19 protein-coding genes are annotated in these 17,110 nt (G+C 63.6%); 5 read left to right on the forward strand and 14 right to left on the reverse strand.

Annotated elements, in window-relative coordinates; genetic code table 11:
• The first annotated feature begins 27 nt into the window (after positions 1-27).
• Positions 28-1,287, forward strand: coding sequence for a DUF418 domain-containing protein (locus NDO55_RS07110; protein ID WP_252113769.1), 1,260 nt, complete (start codon positions 28-30; stop codon positions 1,285-1,287).
• On the opposite strand, the gene NDO55_RS07115 is transcribed toward NDO55_RS07110, so the two are convergent.
• The 6 genes from NDO55_RS07115 to panB form a co-directional block, all read right to left on the reverse strand.
• Positions 1,284-1,979 (reverse strand): hypothetical protein, encoded by a 696-nt coding sequence (locus NDO55_RS07115; RefSeq protein WP_252113771.1) that lies wholly within the window; start codon positions 1,977-1,979, stop codon positions 1,284-1,286. The genes NDO55_RS07110 and NDO55_RS07115 overlap by 4 nt on opposite strands.
• Before the next feature lie 33 nt (positions 1,980-2,012).
• Positions 2,013-2,456 carry an Hpt domain-containing protein gene (locus tag NDO55_RS07120; protein WP_252113772.1) on the reverse strand — a complete coding sequence of 148 codons (444 nt, stop codon included), beginning with the start codon at positions 2,454-2,456 and terminating at the stop codon, positions 2,013-2,015.
• A gap of 80 nt (positions 2,457-2,536) precedes the next feature.
• Entirely contained in the window at positions 2,537-3,955 is a 1,419-nt protein-coding gene (gene der / locus NDO55_RS07125; RefSeq protein ID WP_252113773.1) for a ribosome biogenesis GTPase Der, read from the reverse strand.
• A 38-nt stretch (positions 3,956-3,993) separates the two neighbouring features.
• The gene (locus NDO55_RS07130; protein ID WP_252113774.1) at positions 3,994-5,331 is read right to left on the reverse strand and encodes a PQQ-like beta-propeller repeat protein; all 1,338 of its coding nucleotides are present in this window, start codon (positions 5,329-5,331) and stop codon (positions 3,994-3,996) included.
• The gene (locus tag NDO55_RS07135) at positions 5,332-6,042 is read right to left on the reverse strand and encodes a tetratricopeptide repeat protein (RefSeq protein ID WP_252113776.1); all 711 of its coding nucleotides are present in this window, start codon (positions 6,040-6,042) and stop codon (positions 5,332-5,334) included. It abuts the gene before it with no gap.
• Between the two features lie 400 nt (positions 6,043-6,442).
• Positions 6,443-7,312, reverse strand: a complete 870-nt coding sequence (panB, locus tag NDO55_RS07140; protein WP_252113778.1) for a 3-methyl-2-oxobutanoate hydroxymethyltransferase — start codon at positions 7,310-7,312, stop codon at positions 6,443-6,445.
• 76 nt (positions 7,313-7,388) lie between these two features.
• Between panB and NDO55_RS07145 the strand changes: the two genes are divergently transcribed.
• Entirely contained in the window at positions 7,389-7,871 is a 483-nt protein-coding gene (locus NDO55_RS07145) for a methyltransferase family protein (protein WP_252113780.1), read from the forward strand.
• A gap of 80 nt (positions 7,872-7,951) precedes the next feature.
• Positions 7,952-8,458 carry a hypothetical protein gene (locus NDO55_RS07150; protein ID WP_252113782.1) on the forward strand — a complete coding sequence of 169 codons (507 nt, stop codon included), beginning with the start codon at positions 7,952-7,954 and terminating at the stop codon, positions 8,456-8,458.
• On the opposite strand, the gene NDO55_RS07155 is transcribed toward NDO55_RS07150, so the two are convergent.
• The 5 genes from NDO55_RS07155 to NDO55_RS07175 form a co-directional block, all read right to left on the reverse strand.
• The gene (locus tag NDO55_RS07155; RefSeq protein WP_252113784.1) at positions 8,455-8,736 is read right to left on the reverse strand and encodes a DUF427 domain-containing protein; all 282 of its coding nucleotides are present in this window, start codon (positions 8,734-8,736) and stop codon (positions 8,455-8,457) included. The genes NDO55_RS07150 and NDO55_RS07155 overlap by 4 nt on opposite strands.
• Before the next feature lie 53 nt (positions 8,737-8,789).
• Positions 8,790-9,779 (reverse strand): acyltransferase family protein, encoded by a 990-nt coding sequence (locus NDO55_RS07160; protein WP_252113785.1) that lies wholly within the window; start codon positions 9,777-9,779, stop codon positions 8,790-8,792.
• A 248-nt stretch (positions 9,780-10,027) separates the two neighbouring features.
• Entirely contained in the window at positions 10,028-10,381 is a 354-nt protein-coding gene (locus tag NDO55_RS07165; protein WP_252113787.1) for an ArsC family reductase, read from the reverse strand.
• Between the two features lie 120 nt (positions 10,382-10,501).
• The gene (locus NDO55_RS07170) at positions 10,502-10,819 is read right to left on the reverse strand and encodes a PepSY domain-containing protein (protein ID WP_252113789.1); all 318 of its coding nucleotides are present in this window, start codon (positions 10,817-10,819) and stop codon (positions 10,502-10,504) included.
• Positions 10,816-11,412, reverse strand: coding sequence for a ferric reductase-like transmembrane domain-containing protein (locus tag NDO55_RS07175; protein ID WP_252113791.1), 597 nt, complete (start codon positions 11,410-11,412; stop codon positions 10,816-10,818). The genes NDO55_RS07170 and NDO55_RS07175 overlap by 4 nt, the downstream gene beginning before the upstream one ends.
• Before the next feature lie 137 nt (positions 11,413-11,549).
• Here NDO55_RS07175 and NDO55_RS07180 point away from each other — a divergent pair, with 137 nt between their 5' ends.
• On the forward strand, positions 11,550-12,572 hold the full coding sequence (locus NDO55_RS07180; protein ID WP_252113793.1) for a serine hydrolase domain-containing protein: 1,023 nt from the start codon (positions 11,550-11,552) through the stop codon (positions 12,570-12,572).
• Here NDO55_RS07180 and NDO55_RS07185 read toward each other — a convergent pair.
• Positions 12,569-13,957 (reverse strand): MATE family efflux transporter, encoded by a 1,389-nt coding sequence (locus NDO55_RS07185; RefSeq protein ID WP_252113795.1) that lies wholly within the window; start codon positions 13,955-13,957, stop codon positions 12,569-12,571. The two genes, NDO55_RS07180 and NDO55_RS07185, sit on opposite strands and share 4 nt — an antisense overlap.
• Before the next feature lie 171 nt (positions 13,958-14,128).
• Here NDO55_RS07185 and NDO55_RS07190 point away from each other — a divergent pair, with 171 nt between their 5' ends.
• Positions 14,129-15,112, forward strand: coding sequence for a hypothetical protein (locus NDO55_RS07190; RefSeq protein WP_252113797.1), 984 nt, complete (start codon positions 14,129-14,131; stop codon positions 15,110-15,112).
• Here NDO55_RS07190 and NDO55_RS12080 read toward each other — a convergent pair.
• Both NDO55_RS12080 and purT read right to left on the reverse strand, forming a co-directional pair.
• Positions 15,109-15,924 (reverse strand): DMT family transporter, encoded by an 816-nt coding sequence (locus NDO55_RS12080; RefSeq protein ID WP_252113799.1) that lies wholly within the window; start codon positions 15,922-15,924, stop codon positions 15,109-15,111. The genes NDO55_RS07190 and NDO55_RS12080 overlap by 4 nt on opposite strands.
• Position 15,925: 1 nt before the next feature.
• Positions 15,926-17,092: a formate-dependent phosphoribosylglycinamide formyltransferase gene (gene purT / locus NDO55_RS07200; RefSeq protein ID WP_252113801.1), complete on the reverse strand. Its 1,167-nt coding sequence runs from the start codon at positions 17,090-17,092 to the stop codon at positions 15,926-15,928.
• Positions 17,093-17,110 lie beyond the last annotated feature (18 nt).

Raw genomic sequence — 17,110 nt, forward strand, 5'->3', positions numbered from 1 at the left:
GGAATAGAAATTGGGGGATTTCAGCTTATGGCGACGACCACGCAGCAACGCATCCTGACGCTCGATATCGTGCGCGGGGTAGCGGTGATGGGCATCTTGGCGATGAACATCTACGCTTTCTCGATGCCGTTGGGGGCCTATTTCAACCCCAACGTCTATGGCGGCGACAGCGGTATCAATCTCGGCACCTGGTATGCCGACTACATCCTGTTCGACGGCAAGATGCGCGGTCTCTTCTCGATCCTGTTCGGTGCATCCGCGCTCCTGGTCGTCGAGAAAGCCATGGCCAGCCAGAAGAGCGCGGCCTTCACCCACTACAGCCGCATGTTCTGGCTCTTCCTCTTCGGCATGGCGCATTACTGGTTCATCTGGTGGGGCGACATCCTCGCCATGTATGCGCTGTCTGGCCTGTTCCTCTTCTTCTGGCGCAAGAATAGCGCGAAGGTCCTGCGCAACTGGGGCATCGCATTGTTCGGCGTCATGACCGCCTTCTCGCTGGTCCAGATGGGCGGCCTCGCTGCGGTGATGTCCAATCCCGACATGATCCCCGCCGAGGATTATGAAGGCATGATGGAGAATCTCGCGGTGGCCAAGATCTTCATGGGCATCGACACGACCGGTGTGGCCGCCGAAATCGCCCGCATGAAGGGCGACTATGCCGGGATCCTCGACTGGCGCTTCAACGAGCATCGCTGGAAGATGCTGGGCTTTGCCGCGCAGGGCCTGCCGCAATCGATCGGCATTATGCTGATCGGCATGTGGCTGTTCCGCAATGGCTTCCTCACCGGCAGCTGGGAGGCGGCCCGCTACAAGAAGGTCGCGACCTGGTGCCTCGCCATTGGCGGGCTTGGGTCGGCAGCGATCGGCTATGCCATGATGTCCGCCGACTTCACCTTCATGTCGATCATGATCGGCATGACCGCCAACGGCCCGTTCCAAGTCGTCATGGCGATTGGTTGGGCGGCGCTCATCATCCTGCTTGCCAAGAAGGGCATGGAAGGCGGCCTCGCGACCCGGCTCGCGGCTGCAGGACGCATGGCCTTCACCAACTATCTCGGCACCTCGATCGTGATGACGCTCGTTTTCTACGGCTATGGCCTCGACCTTTATGGCCAGTTCGATCGCTTCGCCGTGAACATCTTCGTGCTCGGCATGTGGGCGCTGATCCTGCTCTGGTCCAAGCCGATCCTCGATCGCTACCAGTACGGCCCGCTCGAATGGCTGTGGCGCAGCCTTGCCCGGCTCAAATTCCAGCCGATGCGCAAGAAGCAGATCGCGGCGGCCTAGTCCGAGGTCCTGAACCGCGCGGCGGCTTCGTCGCGCGGTTCGACCCGGAAGGTCGAATAATCGCTTTCGTTGAAGCGATAGGCGCGGCCTTCATCGTCATAGTAGAAATCGCGATACAGCCCGTCGCCCAGGGCGCGCAGCTGTCCGCAATAGGGCACCGTCTCGACCAGTGAGAGATAGGCCATAACGATGGCGCTATCCCGGCTCTCCTGATCCCACTCCTCGATCGGTCGGTCCGCATGGATCCAGGCGCTGTCATAGGTACCGCACTCATTCACGCCGCGACGGTCGGATTGCAGCCCGAACGAGATGACGATGCCGTCCTCATATTGCATGTAGCGCCAGCCATCGGCCGCGCCGCTGGGTTTGCGCGCGACATAGCTATAGTCGAACCCTTCGAGCTCGATCCCGCGCTGGTTGAAGACGAAAACGCTTTCCGACGGGCCGCCGACGCGCACCACGGCGCTATCGTCGAGGTCAAGCCCCTCTGCCTCGATCACGTCTTCCCGCGACATGCCGCTCGCCTCCCAATCGGGATCGAACTCACCCAGTTCGGCAGCGTCGATTTCCGATTGGCGCAAACCGTCGATGAAGCCCGGATTGCGGCGCTCGAATTCGACGAGCATCGCTTTCAACGGCAGGGGTTTGATGACGGGGGACGCCAGCGTGGCGGCGATAAAGATACTGAACATGCGCGGCAGGTTAGTCGCGCGATGGCGCGGTGCCTAGCCTCGCGAGGCGCGGCCAAAGCTGGAATTATGCACGTCGGCATTGCCGAAGCCCTGGGGACGCTGGCGCTTCATCAGCGGGCTCACGGCCTCGTCGAACGCTTCGAGCGTGACGTGGAACAGCTCTTTCAAATTCACGACGTCGGGAATGAGTTCGTCAGGGAAGCGGCCTTCCTCGACGCAGCTGCGGGCGGCGACTTCGATCCGCTCGGCGACTTCGGCCAGCGGCTCTGCGCCGAACTGCCGCGACTCGCCCTTGAGGGTATGTGCGGGAATGATCAGCGCGACCGTGTCATGGGCGTGCATGGCGGCTTCGATCTTTTCGAGGCTCTTGATGCCGTCCTCGCGGAAATAGCCGAGGATTTTGACGAAACCCGGGCCCAATTGTGCCCGCGTTTCCTCGAAATATCGCCAGTCGACAATGTCTGCCTGCTGCGCCAATCCGCATCCCCATCCGATGACGCACCTTCAGGGCGCGCCGGTCCAATGATCGGCCTAGGCAAAGAGGGTAAAGGTTTCGTTTAAGACCGTTTCTTGTTCGCGTACGGGTTCTTGGGCGCGCGCAGCATCAGGCGCACCGGAATCGGCCCCAGATTGAGGTCGCGGCGAAGCGAATTGACCAAGTAGCGGACATAGCTTTCGGGCAATTTGTCGACGCGCGTCCCGAACAGGACGAAGCCCGGCGGGCGGGTCTTGGCCTGCGTGATGTAGCGCAGCTTGATGCGAATGCCCTTGGGCGCGGGCGGCGCGTGCGCGTCGATCGCATCGTCGAACCAGCGATTGAGCAGGCCCGTGGGCACGCGGATCGACCAGCGTTCGCGCAGGTCGAAGGCGGCTTCCATCAACTGGTCGATGCCCTTGCCGGTCTTGGCGCTGACGGCGATGAGCGGCACGCCTTTCACCTGCGCCAGTCCCTCGTCGAGCGCGGCGCGCACGCCATTGAAAAGACCCGACGGGTTTTCGGCGACGTCCCACTTATTCGATGCGATGACCAGCGCGCGGCCCTCCTGCAGCACCTGGTCAGCGATGCGTAGGTCTTGTGCTTCGAGGCCTCGCGTAGAATCGAGCAGCAGGCAGACGACCTCGGCGCGGTCGATCGACCGCTTGGTGTCGGCGGCGGACAGCTTTTCCAACTTGTCATCGACTTTGGCCCGCTTGCGCAGACCTGCCGTATCGACCAGCACGACATCCTTACCCTGCCATTCCCAGTCGAGATGGATGCTGTCCCGGGTGATCCCGGCTTCGGGCCCGGTGATGAGGCGATCCTCGCCCAGCATCTTGTTGACGAGGGTCGACTTGCCCGCATTGGGGCGACCGACGATGGCGAGCTTCAAGGGGCCGAGGTCGACCACCGGCTCGTCTTCGGGTGCGTCAGGATCGATCACGACGTCGGTCTGCGGCAGGTCCTCTTCCCAGACCTCCTCCTCGTCGCGCTCGATATGTTCGCGCAGGCCTTCGAACAGGTCGACCACGCCTTCGCCATGTTCGGCCGACATGGCGAACGGCTCGCCAAGACCGAGTTCATAGGCTTCGAGGCGCCCGGCCTCGCCCGCCTTGCCCTCGCATTTGTTGGCGGCGAGCACGATCGGCGTGTCGAGCCCGCGCAGCCAGTTGGCGATCTCGCGGTCGAGCGGCGTCAGGCCAGCGCGGCCATCGATCAGGAACAGGGCGACATCGGCTTCGCGGACAGCAGCCTGCGTCTGCGCGCGCATGCGGCCCGGCAGCGTCTGTTCGTCTTCGGTCTCGAAACCGGCCGTGTCGATCAGCGTGAAATCGAGGCCCAGCAGCGTCGCATCGCCCGCGCGCCGGTCGCGCGTGACGCCCGGCTGATCGTCGACAAGCGCCAGCTTCTGCCCAACCAGGCGGTTGAACAGGGTGGACTTGCCCACATTGGGGCGGCCGACGATGACGACGACGGGTTTTCCGGAGCTTCGGGCCATCGCGCGGCCCTGCACGGACCGCGCTCGGCCGTCAAGCATTAGCGGTAGGCGGCAAGGCGGCCTTCGTCGGTCAGGACGTAGAGCGTCTGGTTCGCCACGACGGGCTGCAGGCTCACCGGCTGGCCGACATCGCGCTGGTTCATGAACGCGCCGGTATCGGCGTTGATCTCGACCAATGCACCGTTGGAGCCCGTCACGAACAGGCGGTTCCCCGCCATCACCGGACCTGCATAGAAGATCGGGCCGCGACGCTTTTCCTCGTTACGGAAACGCGGCAGCTGGTTGATCCAGCGGATGAGGCCGGTCTGGCGCGCAATCGCGATCAGCTGCGCTTCGCTGGTGACGACATAGACCCAGTTGCCCGCGACATAAGGCGTCGAGGAACCGGCAATGTTGAGTTCCCACTGACGACGGCCCGACAGGATGTCGAGCGCGACCATGCGGCCGCCCTGGCCGAGCGCGAAGACCTGGCCGCCGTCGATCACCGGATCGGCGTCGATGTCCGACAGGCTCGAGACGCTGCGCGAGATCGAGGTGCGCGTCAGCACGTCCTGCCAGACGAGACGACCATTTTCGTAACGATAGCCATTGAGCTCGCCCGAGCTGAAGCCCGCGACGACGGTACCGCGACCCGCTGCCGGTGCGGCCGAACCGAAGACGCCGGCCATTTCGAAGCTGGCGGGGTTCGACCATTGGGTCGAGCCATTCACCGGCGACAGGGCGAAAATCTGGTTGTCCTGCGTGGTGACATAGACGTGGGTGCCGTCGACCGTCGGCGCACCGCGCAGCGGGCCGGCCGGGGTCACGGTCCAAAAGATGCCGCCATTGGCGGGGTCGATCGAGACCACGTTGCCAAGGCCGTTGGTGGCGTAGATGCGGCCATTGCCGAAGGCGACGCCGCCGCCATAGAGCGAGTCGCGATTTTCATCCGAGGAATTGGTCTCGGTCGACCAGCTCAGCGTGCCGGTTTGCGCATCGAAGGCGCGGACGACGCCAAGCGTGTCCATCGTGTAGACGCGGCCCTGCGTGACGATCGGCTCGGAAGCGAGACGCGCGGTCGAGGACGAACCCTGGCCGATGCTCTGGCTCCAGGCGAGACCGACGTTATCGGCGATGGCAAGGTGGCCCATCGACTTGGCCGCATTGCCGCCCGACTGGCTCCACTCATTGTTGACGCGCGCGGCCGGAATGTTCGCCGGCAGCGCTGCAGTCGCGGCATCGATACCGATGTCGAGCTCGGCGCCCAGCACCGGCTGGCGTTCGCCGATCACCGGGGTCGTGTCATTCTTGTCGCCGAGCGAGATCAGGCCGCAGCCCGACAGCATGGCGGCCGCGACGGCGAAGCCCGAAAGGCGGATGAAAGGACGCATCATCATTTAGAAATCCTGCTGTTCGATACTGGCCAGCGCGGCGCTCGCGTCGACCCCGTAGGTGCCGGCAATCTGCACCGAGCGCGCGCGCAGCGAGCGCGGCACGTCCGGATTTTCGGCAATCTGTTTGAAAAGCTGCGCCGCCTCGTCCTCACGCTCGGCCTCGATAAGGGCGAGTGCGGTCAGTTCGGCGGCGCTGCCGTAGAAGGGCTCTTCCTCGTTCACCAGCGGCTGGAGACGCGCGATCACGACATCGGGTTCGACCCGGTCGAAATCGAGCAGGGTCTGGCGGATGAGCGCGGCGTCGCGATAGGGCTTGGCGATATCCTCGTCAGCCGCGATTGCGGCATAGATTTCGATGGCACGGTCGCGATTGGCATTGTCGATCTCGATCGCCGCCTCGGCCATCATGATCGCGCCCTTGCCGGCACCCGAGGCTTCGCCCGCCGCTTCCTGGAGGCGCGGGACGAGCGTGTCGGATTCTTCGGGGTTGCCAAGATCGGCAATGACCTTGGCCAGTTCCTCGGCGCTCGCTTCTGCATTCTTTGCCGACTGGTCCTGCCAGAAGAGGAAGCCCGCGACGGCAGCGAGGAAGATGAAGACGGCGCCGCCGATCCACTTACCCCATTTGCGGCCGAAATCGGCCATCTGGTCGCGACGCAAATTCTCGTCGACTTCGCGCTGGAATGTTTCGCTGTCTTGCGGGGGGATCGCCACGTTGTTCCTCAGACCTGAATGCGTAAGGGGCGGGGGTCGGCGACCGACTATCCCTCCCCAAGATGAATGGAGGCTGGCTTAGCGCCCTTCCAACCTAAAGGCAAAGGGGGTTAGCGCGACCTGATTTGAGACATCATGCGCCATCCTAGCCACATGCCGATAATCGCTACGATCGAAGCTATGAACGACGTGCTGGCCATGTCGCTAAGAGTGGCAAAAGGCGGGCGACCCAGCTTCAACAGATAGTAGTGTCTGATTGTCGGCCAAAAAATCATCCCCAACAGTAGAATGGGTAACATCCACCTCTGACGCGACCCGGCAAGCCAACGTCGAGATATGAGACCGGCTAAGAAGCCAAGGATCAAATAGACACCAAAAAACAGAATCGCCTCGGAGAATGTCACTTTTTCGGTCGGTAGGTCTGGTCGCTGGTCGGGAAGCTGCGGTCTTTCACTTCGCCCGCATAGGTCTCGACGGCGCTGGAAATCTGTTCGGCAAGGTTGTGGTAGACCTTCACGAAGCGCGCGGTGCGTTCGAACAGGCCGAGCATGTCCTCGGTCACCAGCACCTGCCCGTCGCAATTCTTCGACGCGCCGATCCCGATCACCGGCACCGGGCATTGCGCGGCCAGCTTGTCGGCAATAGGCTCCATCACGCCTTCGGCGACGAGGCTGAAGGCGCCTGCATCGCACACAGCCTTAGCATCGGCGAGGATCTTGGCCTCTTCGCTATCGTCGCGGCCTCGCGCGCGATAGCCGCCCAGCATGTTCACCGCCTGCGGGGTCAGGCCGACATGGCCCATCACCGGAATGCCGCGCGAAGTGAGGAAGGCGATCGTTTCCGCCATCGCCTCGCCGCCCTCCAGCTTGACCGCCGCGCAGCCGGTTTCCTTCATGATCCGGCTCGCGCTCTCGAAGGCCTGGGCCGGTGATTGCTCGTAGCTGCCAAACGGCATGTCGACGATGATCATCGCATGCCATGAGCCGCGCACCACCGCGGCGCCGTGATTGCACATCATGTCGAGGCTGACGGGAATGGTGCTGTCGAGCCCGTAAATGACCTGCCCCAGGCTGTCTCCGACCAGGATCATGTCGCAATGCGCATCGAGCAACTGCGCCATGCGCATCGTATAGGCCGTCAGCATGACGATCGGCTCGTCAACCTTCCCGTCCTGCTTGCGGGCCTGAATCGCGGGCGCAGTGACGCGCTTGCCGGGCTTGGGGGTCGGGGTGGCGCGGGACGTATCGCTGTCGAGCGTGATTTTGGACATGGCCCTTCCCTACCCTGCCTGCCCTTGGTCGAAAAGGGCAGTACGCAGCGCCTGACCGATGCTAGAAGGCACAAAGATGGACGAGACCAAGGACATTGCCGGCGTCATCGCGCCGCCGCCGCTCATCTTCGGCGTGCCGCTGATCGCCGGGCTCGCCTTTCACGAGTTAGTCGGCGGGTTCGATTTCACCGTGCGCGACCTGCCCTGGCTGGTGCGCGCTGCCATGGGGCCGGGCTTCGTCATTTTCGGGGCCTTCATGATTGCCGGCGCAATCCTCGCCTTCCGCCGCGCCGATACGCCTGCCGAGCCGTGGGAGCCGACCCGCGCGCTGACCTTCAAGGGGCCTTACCGCCTCACCCGAAACCCCATGTATCTCGGCATGGCCGCCATCTATTTTGGCCTGTCGGTATTGGCCGGTTGCTACCTCCTGCTGGCGATACTCGCGCCGATCCTGATCGTGATCGACCGCTTCGTGATTGCGCGCGAGGAACGCTATCTCTCGGCCAAGTTCGGCAGCGACTATGACGACTATCGCGCCCGGTCGCGCCGCTGGCTCTAGGCATCCGCGCATCTGAAAATACGCGTTGCACAGTCTATGCAGACCTTTAAAAACCAGTCCGAGTTCACGAGGAAACAATAATGACCAAATCGCTTGCCATTGTCCCGCTCGCCCTTGCGCTGACCGCCTGCCTTGGTGGCGGAGGCGAGAAACCGATGATCTTGCCTGCTGCGGTCGAAGGCACTGCGAACGAAACCAAATGGGTGGACCTTGCCCGCGAAGAGCAAGAACTGCGCGAAGAGGTGGCCGACGCCAGGGACGACGTGCAGAGCGCGATCAACAAACTCGACGATGCCGAAGGCGACCTCCGGAAAGCCGAGGGAGAGCTTGTCGAGGCCCAGCGTGCATGGTCGGTCTATGAGGGTACGCCAGTCCCGACTGGCGACAGCGAGACGATTGCGGCAGAAACAAAACGCCGCTCGGAAGCTGCAAAGAATCTCAGCGAAGCCGAAGAGGAAGTTGCCGAAGAGCGCGGAGACGTTGCCGATGCGCGCGATCGCCTCGCCGGTGCGCGCGATACGCTAGCTGCGCTGGAAACCCGGCTTGAACAAACCCGGCAGGAACGGCGCCGCCTCGAAGGCTATTAAGAGACTTCGACACCCTTCCAGAAGGCGATGCGGCCCTTAATCTCCTCGGCCGCCGCCTTGGGTTCTTCATAGGTCCAGGCCGCGTCATTGTTGGTGACGCCGTCGGCGCGGATCGAAAAATAGCTGGCCTCGCCCTTCCATGGGCAATGGCTGGTCGTGTCTGACGGGACGAGCTGGTCCATCTTCACATCCGCGCGGGGAAAATAGTGGTTGTTCTCGACCACCACCGTATCGTCGCTCTCGGCGATCGTCTCGCCATTCCACACTGCCTTGACCATCTCTCATATCTCCTTCGCCCAAGCGAACGAGACAGATGGCAATGCCGTTCCCTCTAGGGTGCGGGACGCAGGCGCCAGCCGAGCCGCGGGCCCTTGGTGAGCCAGCGTGCCGCCTCGGTGAGCGGCAGTTCGACCCGCCGGTGAAGCAAGTTGCCGGCAAGGAAAGCGAGGAGCATCGCGCCTGCCCATTGCGCCCACCACGGCAACGGCACGTCGATCGATAGCGCCAGCTGCAGGACGATGGGATGGCTGAGGTAAAGCGCGTAAGACGCATCGCCCGCTCGCGTGAGCGCGCCCTCGCCGATCTGGGGCAGGGTGAGTGCAGCGACCAGTAGCAAGGTGGCGGGCAAACCCCAGGCGATAAGGCGCAGGTCGTAAGATCCCTCCAGCCCGAGACTGGCGAGCAGCCCGCATATGCCGATTGCCAACGCCGCCATGCCTACGGCCCGATGTCGACGCGTGTCGAGCCTCGGCAGCAGCCGCGCGACCATCGCGCCGAGCAGGAATTCGAACGCCACCCATTCGGCGCCGGCGACCATCACCATCAAGGCGATCGCGATGGCCAGCACTGGCAGCAGGCCGACCCGCGAGCCGAGAGCAATCGCCCCGGCGAACGCGGCATAGAACCAGGCCTCATATTCCAGCGTCCAGCCGACATAGAGGATGGGATCGGCGCCGACGAGCGGCTGCGACAGCAAGGCAAAGCTTGCCAGAATGTGGGCGGCGCTGCTGGGCGCGAACAGGCCGGCCATGCCCGCGACCGTGACGATTGCCAGCATGAACCAGTAAAGCGGCAGGATTCGCGCTGCGCGGTCGGCAGCGAAACGCCATGGCGAGCGCGCCTTGCGATCCTGGATCGCGACCATGAGATAGCCCGACAGGACGAAGAAAAGATCGACCCCGGCATTGGCCCACGGGTCGAGCATGGCGAGCGACTCGAGCGGATAGCCCAGCCCAAGCGCAATCGACACGCCATGAAGGACGAGGATCATCCCCGCCGCCACGGCGCGCATTGCCTGAAGGTTGTTGAGCTTTCCGGTCATGCCGCATGCATGGCACGGCATCGTTAAATTTCGGCTTAGACCAGCATTTTCCAGACCCCCGGAATGGTCAGGACCAGGAACAGGATCGCCAATGTCACGAGTGCGAAACTCAATCGGGGCGGCAAGCGCATTGCGCCGCATCCTTTAACAAGGGGGCGACTCATCAAGACATCATGCCCCCGCACCGACCCCTCGTCGGCGGGGCTGATATAGATTAATGTGTGCGGCGCACCAAAGGAAATCGTCGCCTAGTCGGCGATACCGGTCATCTTTTCGTAGCCAGTCGAATCATAGCCGATCAGGATGGTGTCGCCATCGGTCACGACCGGACGCTTGATCATGCTGGGATGCGCGACCATCAGCGTGATCGCCTTGTCGCCGTCCATGTCCTGCTTGAGGACGTCGGGCAGCTGGCGGAAGGTCGTGCCGCGCTTGTTCAAAAGCGGCTCCCAACCATGTTCGAGCACCCACATTTCCAGCGTTTCCTTGTCAACGCCCGACTTCTTATAGTCGTGGAAAGTGTAGGGGATCTGGCGCTTCTCGAACCAGTTCTTGGCCTTCTTGACCGTATCGCAATTGGGAATGCCGTACATCGTGATCATGGGGAAACCCCTCCCGGAAATCTGTTGGAACGCCATATGCGAAAGCCCCGCGCCCGCTTCAACCCCCTAAGAGACCGAAGCGAACGCGGGGTGCAAGGCCAAGCCGCCCGTTGAGAGCGTTTAGCGGCCTTCCTTGCGGAACAGGATTTCGCCGCGGCGCGAGACCAGCAGCTTTTCGAAATTGGCAGGATCGAAATAGGCTTCGACGCGGTCGCCATCGGGCGTCGTGCCGTACACTTCGTAGCAGCCGCCATCCAATTTCACCTTGCGCACCTGCCAGCCTTCTTCGACCAGCTTGGCCTCGAGCGCATCCATCGGCTTGCGATCTTCAGCCTTCACGTCGCACTTCATCTTGCCCGTGGCGTGCGCCGGGGTCGCGGTCAGGGCAAAACCGGTCGTGGCCGCAGCAAGGCCGGCGGCAATCATCAGATACTTCATGCAAAATTCCTTCTTTTGAAAAACGGTTGGGCGAGGCGCGCCAGCTGGAGCGCTGCCAAGGGGACGAAATGGACGAGCGCCTCGGTCATGCCGTCATGAACAAGGAGCCAGTGGATGAGGGTCAGGATGGCGGCGGGATAGGCAAAGCGCTGGAGACGCTTCCATCCCTTGCCGAGCGCACGCATCGCGGCATCGCTCGACGACAGAGCCGGCGGCAGCATGGCGAGCAGCGCCAGCCAGGCAGTCAGGATCGAGGGCACCAGTGCCTCGTCGATGACGTACGAAAGCGCCCCCATGTCGACGAGGTAGAAGCCGAGATGCGCCAGCGCGTAGAGGAAGGCGGCAACGCCAATCGCGCGGCGGTGGCGAATGAGAAAGGCAACCCACGGCCGGTTGCCGAAAAGCTTTTGCAGCGGCGTCAGGATGAGCGCGAGGATGATGAAGCGCGCCGACCATTCGCCCGTCTCGGCGATCCAGTCGGCCAGCCAAGGATCCTCGGCCAACGCCAAACGCACCGCCATGACCAATGCCGGCGCCGCCAGCACTGCCCAGACCAGCGCCTTGGTGCGCCCGATTCCCGCCTGCCTCTTCACTCTTCCTTCATGTCATTATTGCAAATGGTTCGCAATAGCGGAAATGAGGTTTGCCACATTTCGTCGAAGTGGCTTTGCGCGCGCTTCCGGCGCGCGGTAGGGAAAGAGCATATACTGACGAGATTCCGAGTTTTCCTATGATCCCCAGCCTTTTCGCGCTTGCCATTGGCAGCGCCGTTCAGCCCACAGCGGCGCCGACCATCGACAATAGCGTCACCGCGATCCGGACCGAATATGGCGACGTGCTCGCCGCCGCCGATCCAGGGCTGACCCCGGCGACGCAGTTCCAGGCCGGATCGATTTCCAAATGGGCCTGTAGCGTCGCAATTCTGCGCATGGTCGACAGCGACCGCTTCACGCTCGACAGCACCATTGGCGACGTCCTGCCGGGCTATGAGGGTAAAGGCGCCGCTACGATCCGCGTGCGGGACTTGCTCGCCAATCGATCCGGCCTCGCTGACGGCCTCATGCCGGCACTGCGCGAGCAAGGCCCGGAGGCGCTTCTCATGATGGACATCGGCGCGCTCGAGGCGGCGAACATGTTTGCCGCAGGCGATCCCGCAGCGCCGCGCGACAGCGACTATAGCTACGACCTGGTCAACTGGATCATGGTGCAGGCGATCCTCGAGCATCAGTCGAGCCAGCCGATCGCCGACTATTTGGCAGATGACCTTTTCGGCCAGCAAGCGGCCAACCTCGCCGACACCTTCATCGCCAGCGGCATCCCCGACCTCAACGATGCACCCGCCGTCGAAGGCGATGTGATGCCCGTGCCCGGCTGGCTGCAATGCGCCGGCGGCATGGTGACCACGCCTGTCGACCTGATCGGCTTCATGTACTGGGTCGAGCAGGACGCGCTGAGCGTGGATGGCGTCGAGGCGCTGATGGAGCCGACGACCTGGAACGAGGACGGGACAGCCTACACGCTTGGCGGCAGCATCCTCATCGATGCCGAAACCGACCAGCGTGTCTTCTGGCTGTCGGGCTCCAACGGCGCCTTCAAGTCGCGCGCCGCCTACAATCTGTGGACCGGCGAGGCCTTTGCCGCGATGAATGCCGTCGATGATGCGGGCGCGCTCTCGCGCGCGGTCGAGACCTGGTATTGGGGCGAGCAACTGGCCGAGCCGATTATGCCTCCGCCTGCGCCGCCTGGGGACTAGGCCTTCTTGCGCAGGACCACCCACCAGATCATCGCCGCGGCAATCAGCCCTCCAACCACATTGGCGGCCAGCTCCGCGACATAGACGGCGTCGGCGCCCCAGGCATCGCGCAGCAACCACGCCACCGGCACCATCACCAGCAGGACGCGAGCGAGGCTCTGCACCAGCGCGTTGCCGGCGAAATCGAGCGCGTTCAATGCGCCGTTCGCAACGATCAACACGCCATAGCCCGCATAGCCCCAGGCCGCGATCTTGAGATAGTCGGCCATCGCCGCGATGACTTCGGGGTCGTCGGTAAAGAGACCGCCCAAGGGCTCACGGAAGATGACCAGCACGGCGCCAATCACCAAGCCGTAAGCGAGACAAAAGCCCGCGGCGTAGAGCAAAGCCTGGCGCACCCGGCCATATTCCTTGGCACCCCAATTCTGCCCGACGATGGCGCCGATCGACGCGCTCAACCCGAGCAAGGGCACGACCGCGAAGCTCTGTAATCGCCCGCCGGTCCCGAAGCCCGCCACTGCCGCCTCGCCCGCGCCTGCGGCGAGGAAGGCGGTCAGCACCGACAGGCCAATGGGGTTGATCGAATTGGAGAAGGCTGCCGGACCTGCGACCCGGAAGATGGCGCGCGTGCCGCCTTTCCAGTCGCACTGGTTCAGCGTCTTGGGATGGAAGGACAAATCGCTGCGCTGGAGGAAAAAGAAGCCCATCGCGCAGCCGACAACCCAACCGCCAATGGTCGCCCAGGCCGCGCCTGCCACGCCCATCCCTTCGAACCCGAACGCACCGGTGATGAGGATCGGATCGAGGATCCAGTTGGCCGCCGCATAAGCAACGAGGATCGTGCTCGCCCGCTTGGCCAGCCCCTGCCCGCGTAGGCAGCCATTAGCCCCCATGTTGACGAGCAACAGAGGAAAGCCGAGCGCGAACGGCCCCATATAGGCGCGAATGAGCGGCAATAATTCCTCGTCCGCCTGCATCAGCCGGAACAGCGGATCCATGAAGACGTAGAGCGACAGGCCGACGGCAATCCCGAACGCGCCGGCCAGCACGACGCCCATATTGCCGCGCCGCCGCGCCAGCTGCTCGTCGCCTTGGCCCAGCGCGCGACTGACCACGCTGCTGATTCCGGCAATCACCCCGACACCGAGCGAGGAGAGCGCAACCGTGATCGGGAAGATGAAGCTGATCGCGGCCAGTGCATCGGCGCCGAGCTGGCCGACGAAATAGGCATCGATGATCCCGACGCTCATCAGCGCGGCGCCGCCGACCATCATCGGCAGCGTCTGGCTGACGAGATGTCCGGGGATCGAACCGGTAACGAGCATCGCCGACTTGCGCGAAGGCTTGCTATCGGTGGCGTCGGCGGCAGGGGAATCAGAAGCCATGCCTGTCGTCGTTATGGCAAAGCTTCGGATAGCGATAGTCGTGACGTCGATTGCCCAGCCGCTTTGCCTTTATGGACAGCAGACCACATTTATGCCCAAGCCGAACCGCAAACCGGCTAGGTGGTCTCATCGCCAGCCGCGAATCGCGACATTTTCGCAAAGGGATTTGATGTGAGCTTGAAAAAGCGGGCCAAGAAACTGCTGGGACGGCGCGCCGCCATCGCGATCGCCAATGTGGCTAGTTTCCCGTTGCGCATGGCACTGCGACGCCGGCTGCGCGATCGGATCGGCATGCGCGACTGGAAGCGGATCAGCCGCATGCAGGCGGTGAGCTGGCCCGATGATTTGTCGCGCCCGGCAAGCCTGCTCGACACCAATTATTACCTTCCCAAGATCCTCATCGCTCTGGGCATCAAGCGGCTCAGCCCGACCGATGGCTTCGACCCCGAGCGGGCCATCTTCATTCGCTTCGAAGACACGACCAACGCCGTAAGAGGCGAGGAAGAATTCAAGGCCCTCGAAGCCGTGGCGAACCACGCCGGCGACCTGTCGGGCCTCACAATGATCAACAATGGGTGCCGCGACATCTCGAAGCGGAATGTCGCCAAGGTCTTCGAGGACGTGTTCGGCTATCCGCTCGACGTCGATCCGACCACCCACGAGGGAGAGATGGTCGAGAAGTCCGATACCAATGCCCAGCATGATGGCCGCGTCATTACCGGGCCGATCGCCCCGGGCGAGGTGCGCGAGGATTGTGTCTACAGCGTCCTCGTCGATACGCGGGTCGACGAGGGCTCGGTCCAGGATTTCCGGCTCATGTATATCGGCGAGCTTGCCGACTTCTGCTTCCGCGAGCGCCGCCGGATCGAAATTCGCTTCTCGACGACGAACATCAAGACCGACGTCGTGCAGACCAGCGAGCATTTCAGTGACGAAGAAATCCGGCTGATCGAGACGTTCTGCGGCCGCATGGGCCTCGATGTCGGGGAACTGGACTGCCTGCGCGATCGCAATAGTGGTCGCATCTATATTGTCGACGTCGCCAATACGCCGGGATCGAACAAGGGCCTGCCGCTGGACGGTCAGATTGCCTCACTGGAACGGGCCGCTCTCTATTTCGCGAAGAATATCTGCGGGGCGGAAATCTCGATCTAGTTTGCCCGAGGCTTGCGCATCGCCAGGGCGACGCCGCCCAGGATGATGGCGGCCGCGAGGACCAAGCGCATCGTCACGGCCTCGCCAAGCAGCGGCCAGGCCATCAATCCTGCCGCGACCGGCGTTGCCAGTTGCACGGCGCCGACGCCCGACAGGCTGAAGTGCGGGGCGACTAGGCGCCAGGCGACATAGCCAAGGCCGCTCGCCAACGCCCCCGACAAGGCGGCAAGCACCGCGCCCGTGCCGGTCACGGGCTCTGCCATCACGAAAAGAGGAAGCGCCAGCACCGCAGCGACCGCGAACGCGCCGGCAGTCGCGGGTGCCGCTTCGCCTTCGCCCGAATGACAGACGAGCGAGTAGAGGCCCCATCCAAGGCCGGCGAGCATCATCAGCGCGGCGCTAGCAACATCGACCGTGCCCACGTCTGGCGACAGAAGATAGACAACACCGGCTAGCGCGATGGCGATCCCGGTGAAGCCGCCCCAGCCAATGCGGCCGCCACGCGCCGATCCGACCAGCACCATCACGGTCTGGACCGTCGCGAACAAGAGCAGCGCCCCCGTCGCCGTATCGAGCCGGACGTAGGCGAAGGAAAAGGCGATGGCGTAGAGCGCGAGAAACAGCCCGGCCGGCGCATCGCGTTTGATCGAAGCGCCGCGCATCAGCGGCAGCAGGATGAGCGCCCCAGCGCCCAGGCGGATCGCGCTGTACGCCCCCGGTCCCATGTCGCCATCCAGCAAGGCCGCGCGCGCCAGCAGCGAGTTGGCGGCGAAAGCGAGGATGGCCAGCAAGCCGATCCAGGCGAGTTTCACGCTAGGAATAGTTGATCTTCACCTTGGCCGCCGCCGCGGCGGCGACTTGCCGCGCGCGGTCGATACAGCCGCCGCTCGCCAACGCGACACCCATACGGCGATAGGGCCGCGTCACGGGCTTGCCGAAGATCCGCACATCAACATGCATGCCCTCGGGCGCTGCGATTGCCTCGGCCAGTCCCTCGAACGCAAAGTCGTCGGCCTCGCGATCGGCGAGGATGACCGCGCTTGCGCTGGGGCGCGCATTGATGGGCGGGATCGGCAGGCCGAGAATGGCGCGCGCGTGCAGGTCGAATTCGCTCAGATTCTGGCTCGCCAGCGTGACCATGCCGGTATCGTGCGGGCGCGGGCTCAGCTCGGAAAAGATGACCTCGTCATCCTTCACGAAGAATTCGACCCCGAACAGGCCATGCCCGCCCAAGGCGTCGACGACCTTCTTTGCCATCGCCTGCGCATCGGCGATCGCCTGATCGCTCATCGCTGCCGGCTGCCAACTTTCCTGATAGTCGCCGCGCTCCTGCCGGTGGCCGATGGGCGGGCAATAGTGGACGCCGTCCTTCGCGCGAATGGTGAGCAGGGTGATCTCATAGTCGAAGTCGATGAACTGCTCGGCAATGACGCGCACGCGATCGCCGCGCATGCCGGCGCAGGCGAATTTCCAGGCCGTGTCCAAATCGGCAGGCCGCTCGACCGTCGACTGTCCCTTCCCGCTCGACGACATGACCGGCTTGACCACCAGCGGAAAGCCGATCGTCGCTGCTGCGGCCTCCAGTTCGTCATAGGTCTCGGCATAGCGAAAGCGCGAGGTGGTCAGCCCCAGTTCGCCTGCCGCCATGTCGCGGATCGCGTCGCGGTTCATGGTCAGCCGCGTCGCCTTGGCGGTCGGCACGACATTCCAGCTCTCGCCTTCCAGCTCGACCAGCATCTCGGTGCGGATCGCCTCGATTTCGGGGACGATATGGCTCGGGCGGTGCTTCTCGACCGCCGCCCGCAGCGCCTCGCCATCGAGCATCGAGAAGACCTCCGCCGCATCGGCAACCTGCATGGCCGGCGCGTCGGCGTAGGAATCGCAGGCAATCACCCGGCACCCGAGACGCTGGCACGAAATGACGAATTCCTTCCCCAACTCGCCCGAGCCAAGAAGGAGAATGGTCGCGGTGGGGGTCATGGGGTGCGCTCCTGATCG

Origin of the sequence: Sphingomicrobium sediminis, from assembly GCF_023805295.1 — a bacterium.
GTDB classification, from domain to species: Bacteria; Pseudomonadota; Alphaproteobacteria; order Sphingomonadales; family Sphingomonadaceae; genus Sphingomicrobium; species Sphingomicrobium sediminis.

What these genes read in the sequence shown, in the direction of transcription:
- NDO55_RS07110 (WP_252113769.1), top strand. Translation starts at nt 28, where the DNA reads ATGGCGACGACCACGCAGCAACGCATCCTGACGCTCGATATCGTGCGC.
- NDO55_RS07115 (WP_252113771.1), bottom strand. Translation starts at nt 1,979, where the DNA reads ATGTTCAGTATCTTTATCGCCGCCACGCTGGCGTCCCCCGTCATCAAA.
- der (WP_252113773.1), bottom strand. Translation starts at nt 3,955, where the DNA reads ATGGCCCGAAGCTCCGGAAAACCCGTCGTCGTCATCGTCGGCCGCCCC.
- NDO55_RS07130 (WP_252113774.1), bottom strand. Translation starts at nt 5,331, where the DNA reads ATGATGATGCGTCCTTTCATCCGCCTTTCGGGCTTCGCCGTCGCGGCC.
- panB (WP_252113778.1), bottom strand. Translation starts at nt 7,312, where the DNA reads ATGTCCAAAATCACGCTCGACAGCGATACGTCCCGCGCCACCCCGACC.
- NDO55_RS07145 (WP_252113780.1), top strand. Translation starts at nt 7,389, where the DNA reads ATGGACGAGACCAAGGACATTGCCGGCGTCATCGCGCCGCCGCCGCTC.
- NDO55_RS07150 (WP_252113782.1), top strand. Translation starts at nt 7,952, where the DNA reads ATGACCAAATCGCTTGCCATTGTCCCGCTCGCCCTTGCGCTGACCGCC.
- NDO55_RS07155 (WP_252113784.1), bottom strand. Translation starts at nt 8,736, where the DNA reads ATGGTCAAGGCAGTGTGGAATGGCGAGACGATCGCCGAGAGCGACGAT.
- NDO55_RS07160 (WP_252113785.1), bottom strand. Translation starts at nt 9,779, where the DNA reads ATGACCGGAAAGCTCAACAACCTTCAGGCAATGCGCGCCGTGGCGGCG.
- NDO55_RS07165 (WP_252113787.1), bottom strand. Translation starts at nt 10,381, where the DNA reads ATGATCACGATGTACGGCATTCCCAATTGCGATACGGTCAAGAAGGCC.
- NDO55_RS07170 (WP_252113789.1), bottom strand. Translation starts at nt 10,819, where the DNA reads ATGAAGTATCTGATGATTGCCGCCGGCCTTGCTGCGGCCACGACCGGT.
- NDO55_RS07180 (WP_252113793.1), top strand. Translation starts at nt 11,550, where the DNA reads ATGATCCCCAGCCTTTTCGCGCTTGCCATTGGCAGCGCCGTTCAGCCC.
- NDO55_RS07185 (WP_252113795.1), bottom strand. Translation starts at nt 13,957, where the DNA reads ATGGCTTCTGATTCCCCTGCCGCCGACGCCACCGATAGCAAGCCTTCG.
- purT (WP_252113801.1), bottom strand. Translation starts at nt 17,092, where the DNA reads ATGACCCCCACCGCGACCATTCTCCTTCTTGGCTCGGGCGAGTTGGGG.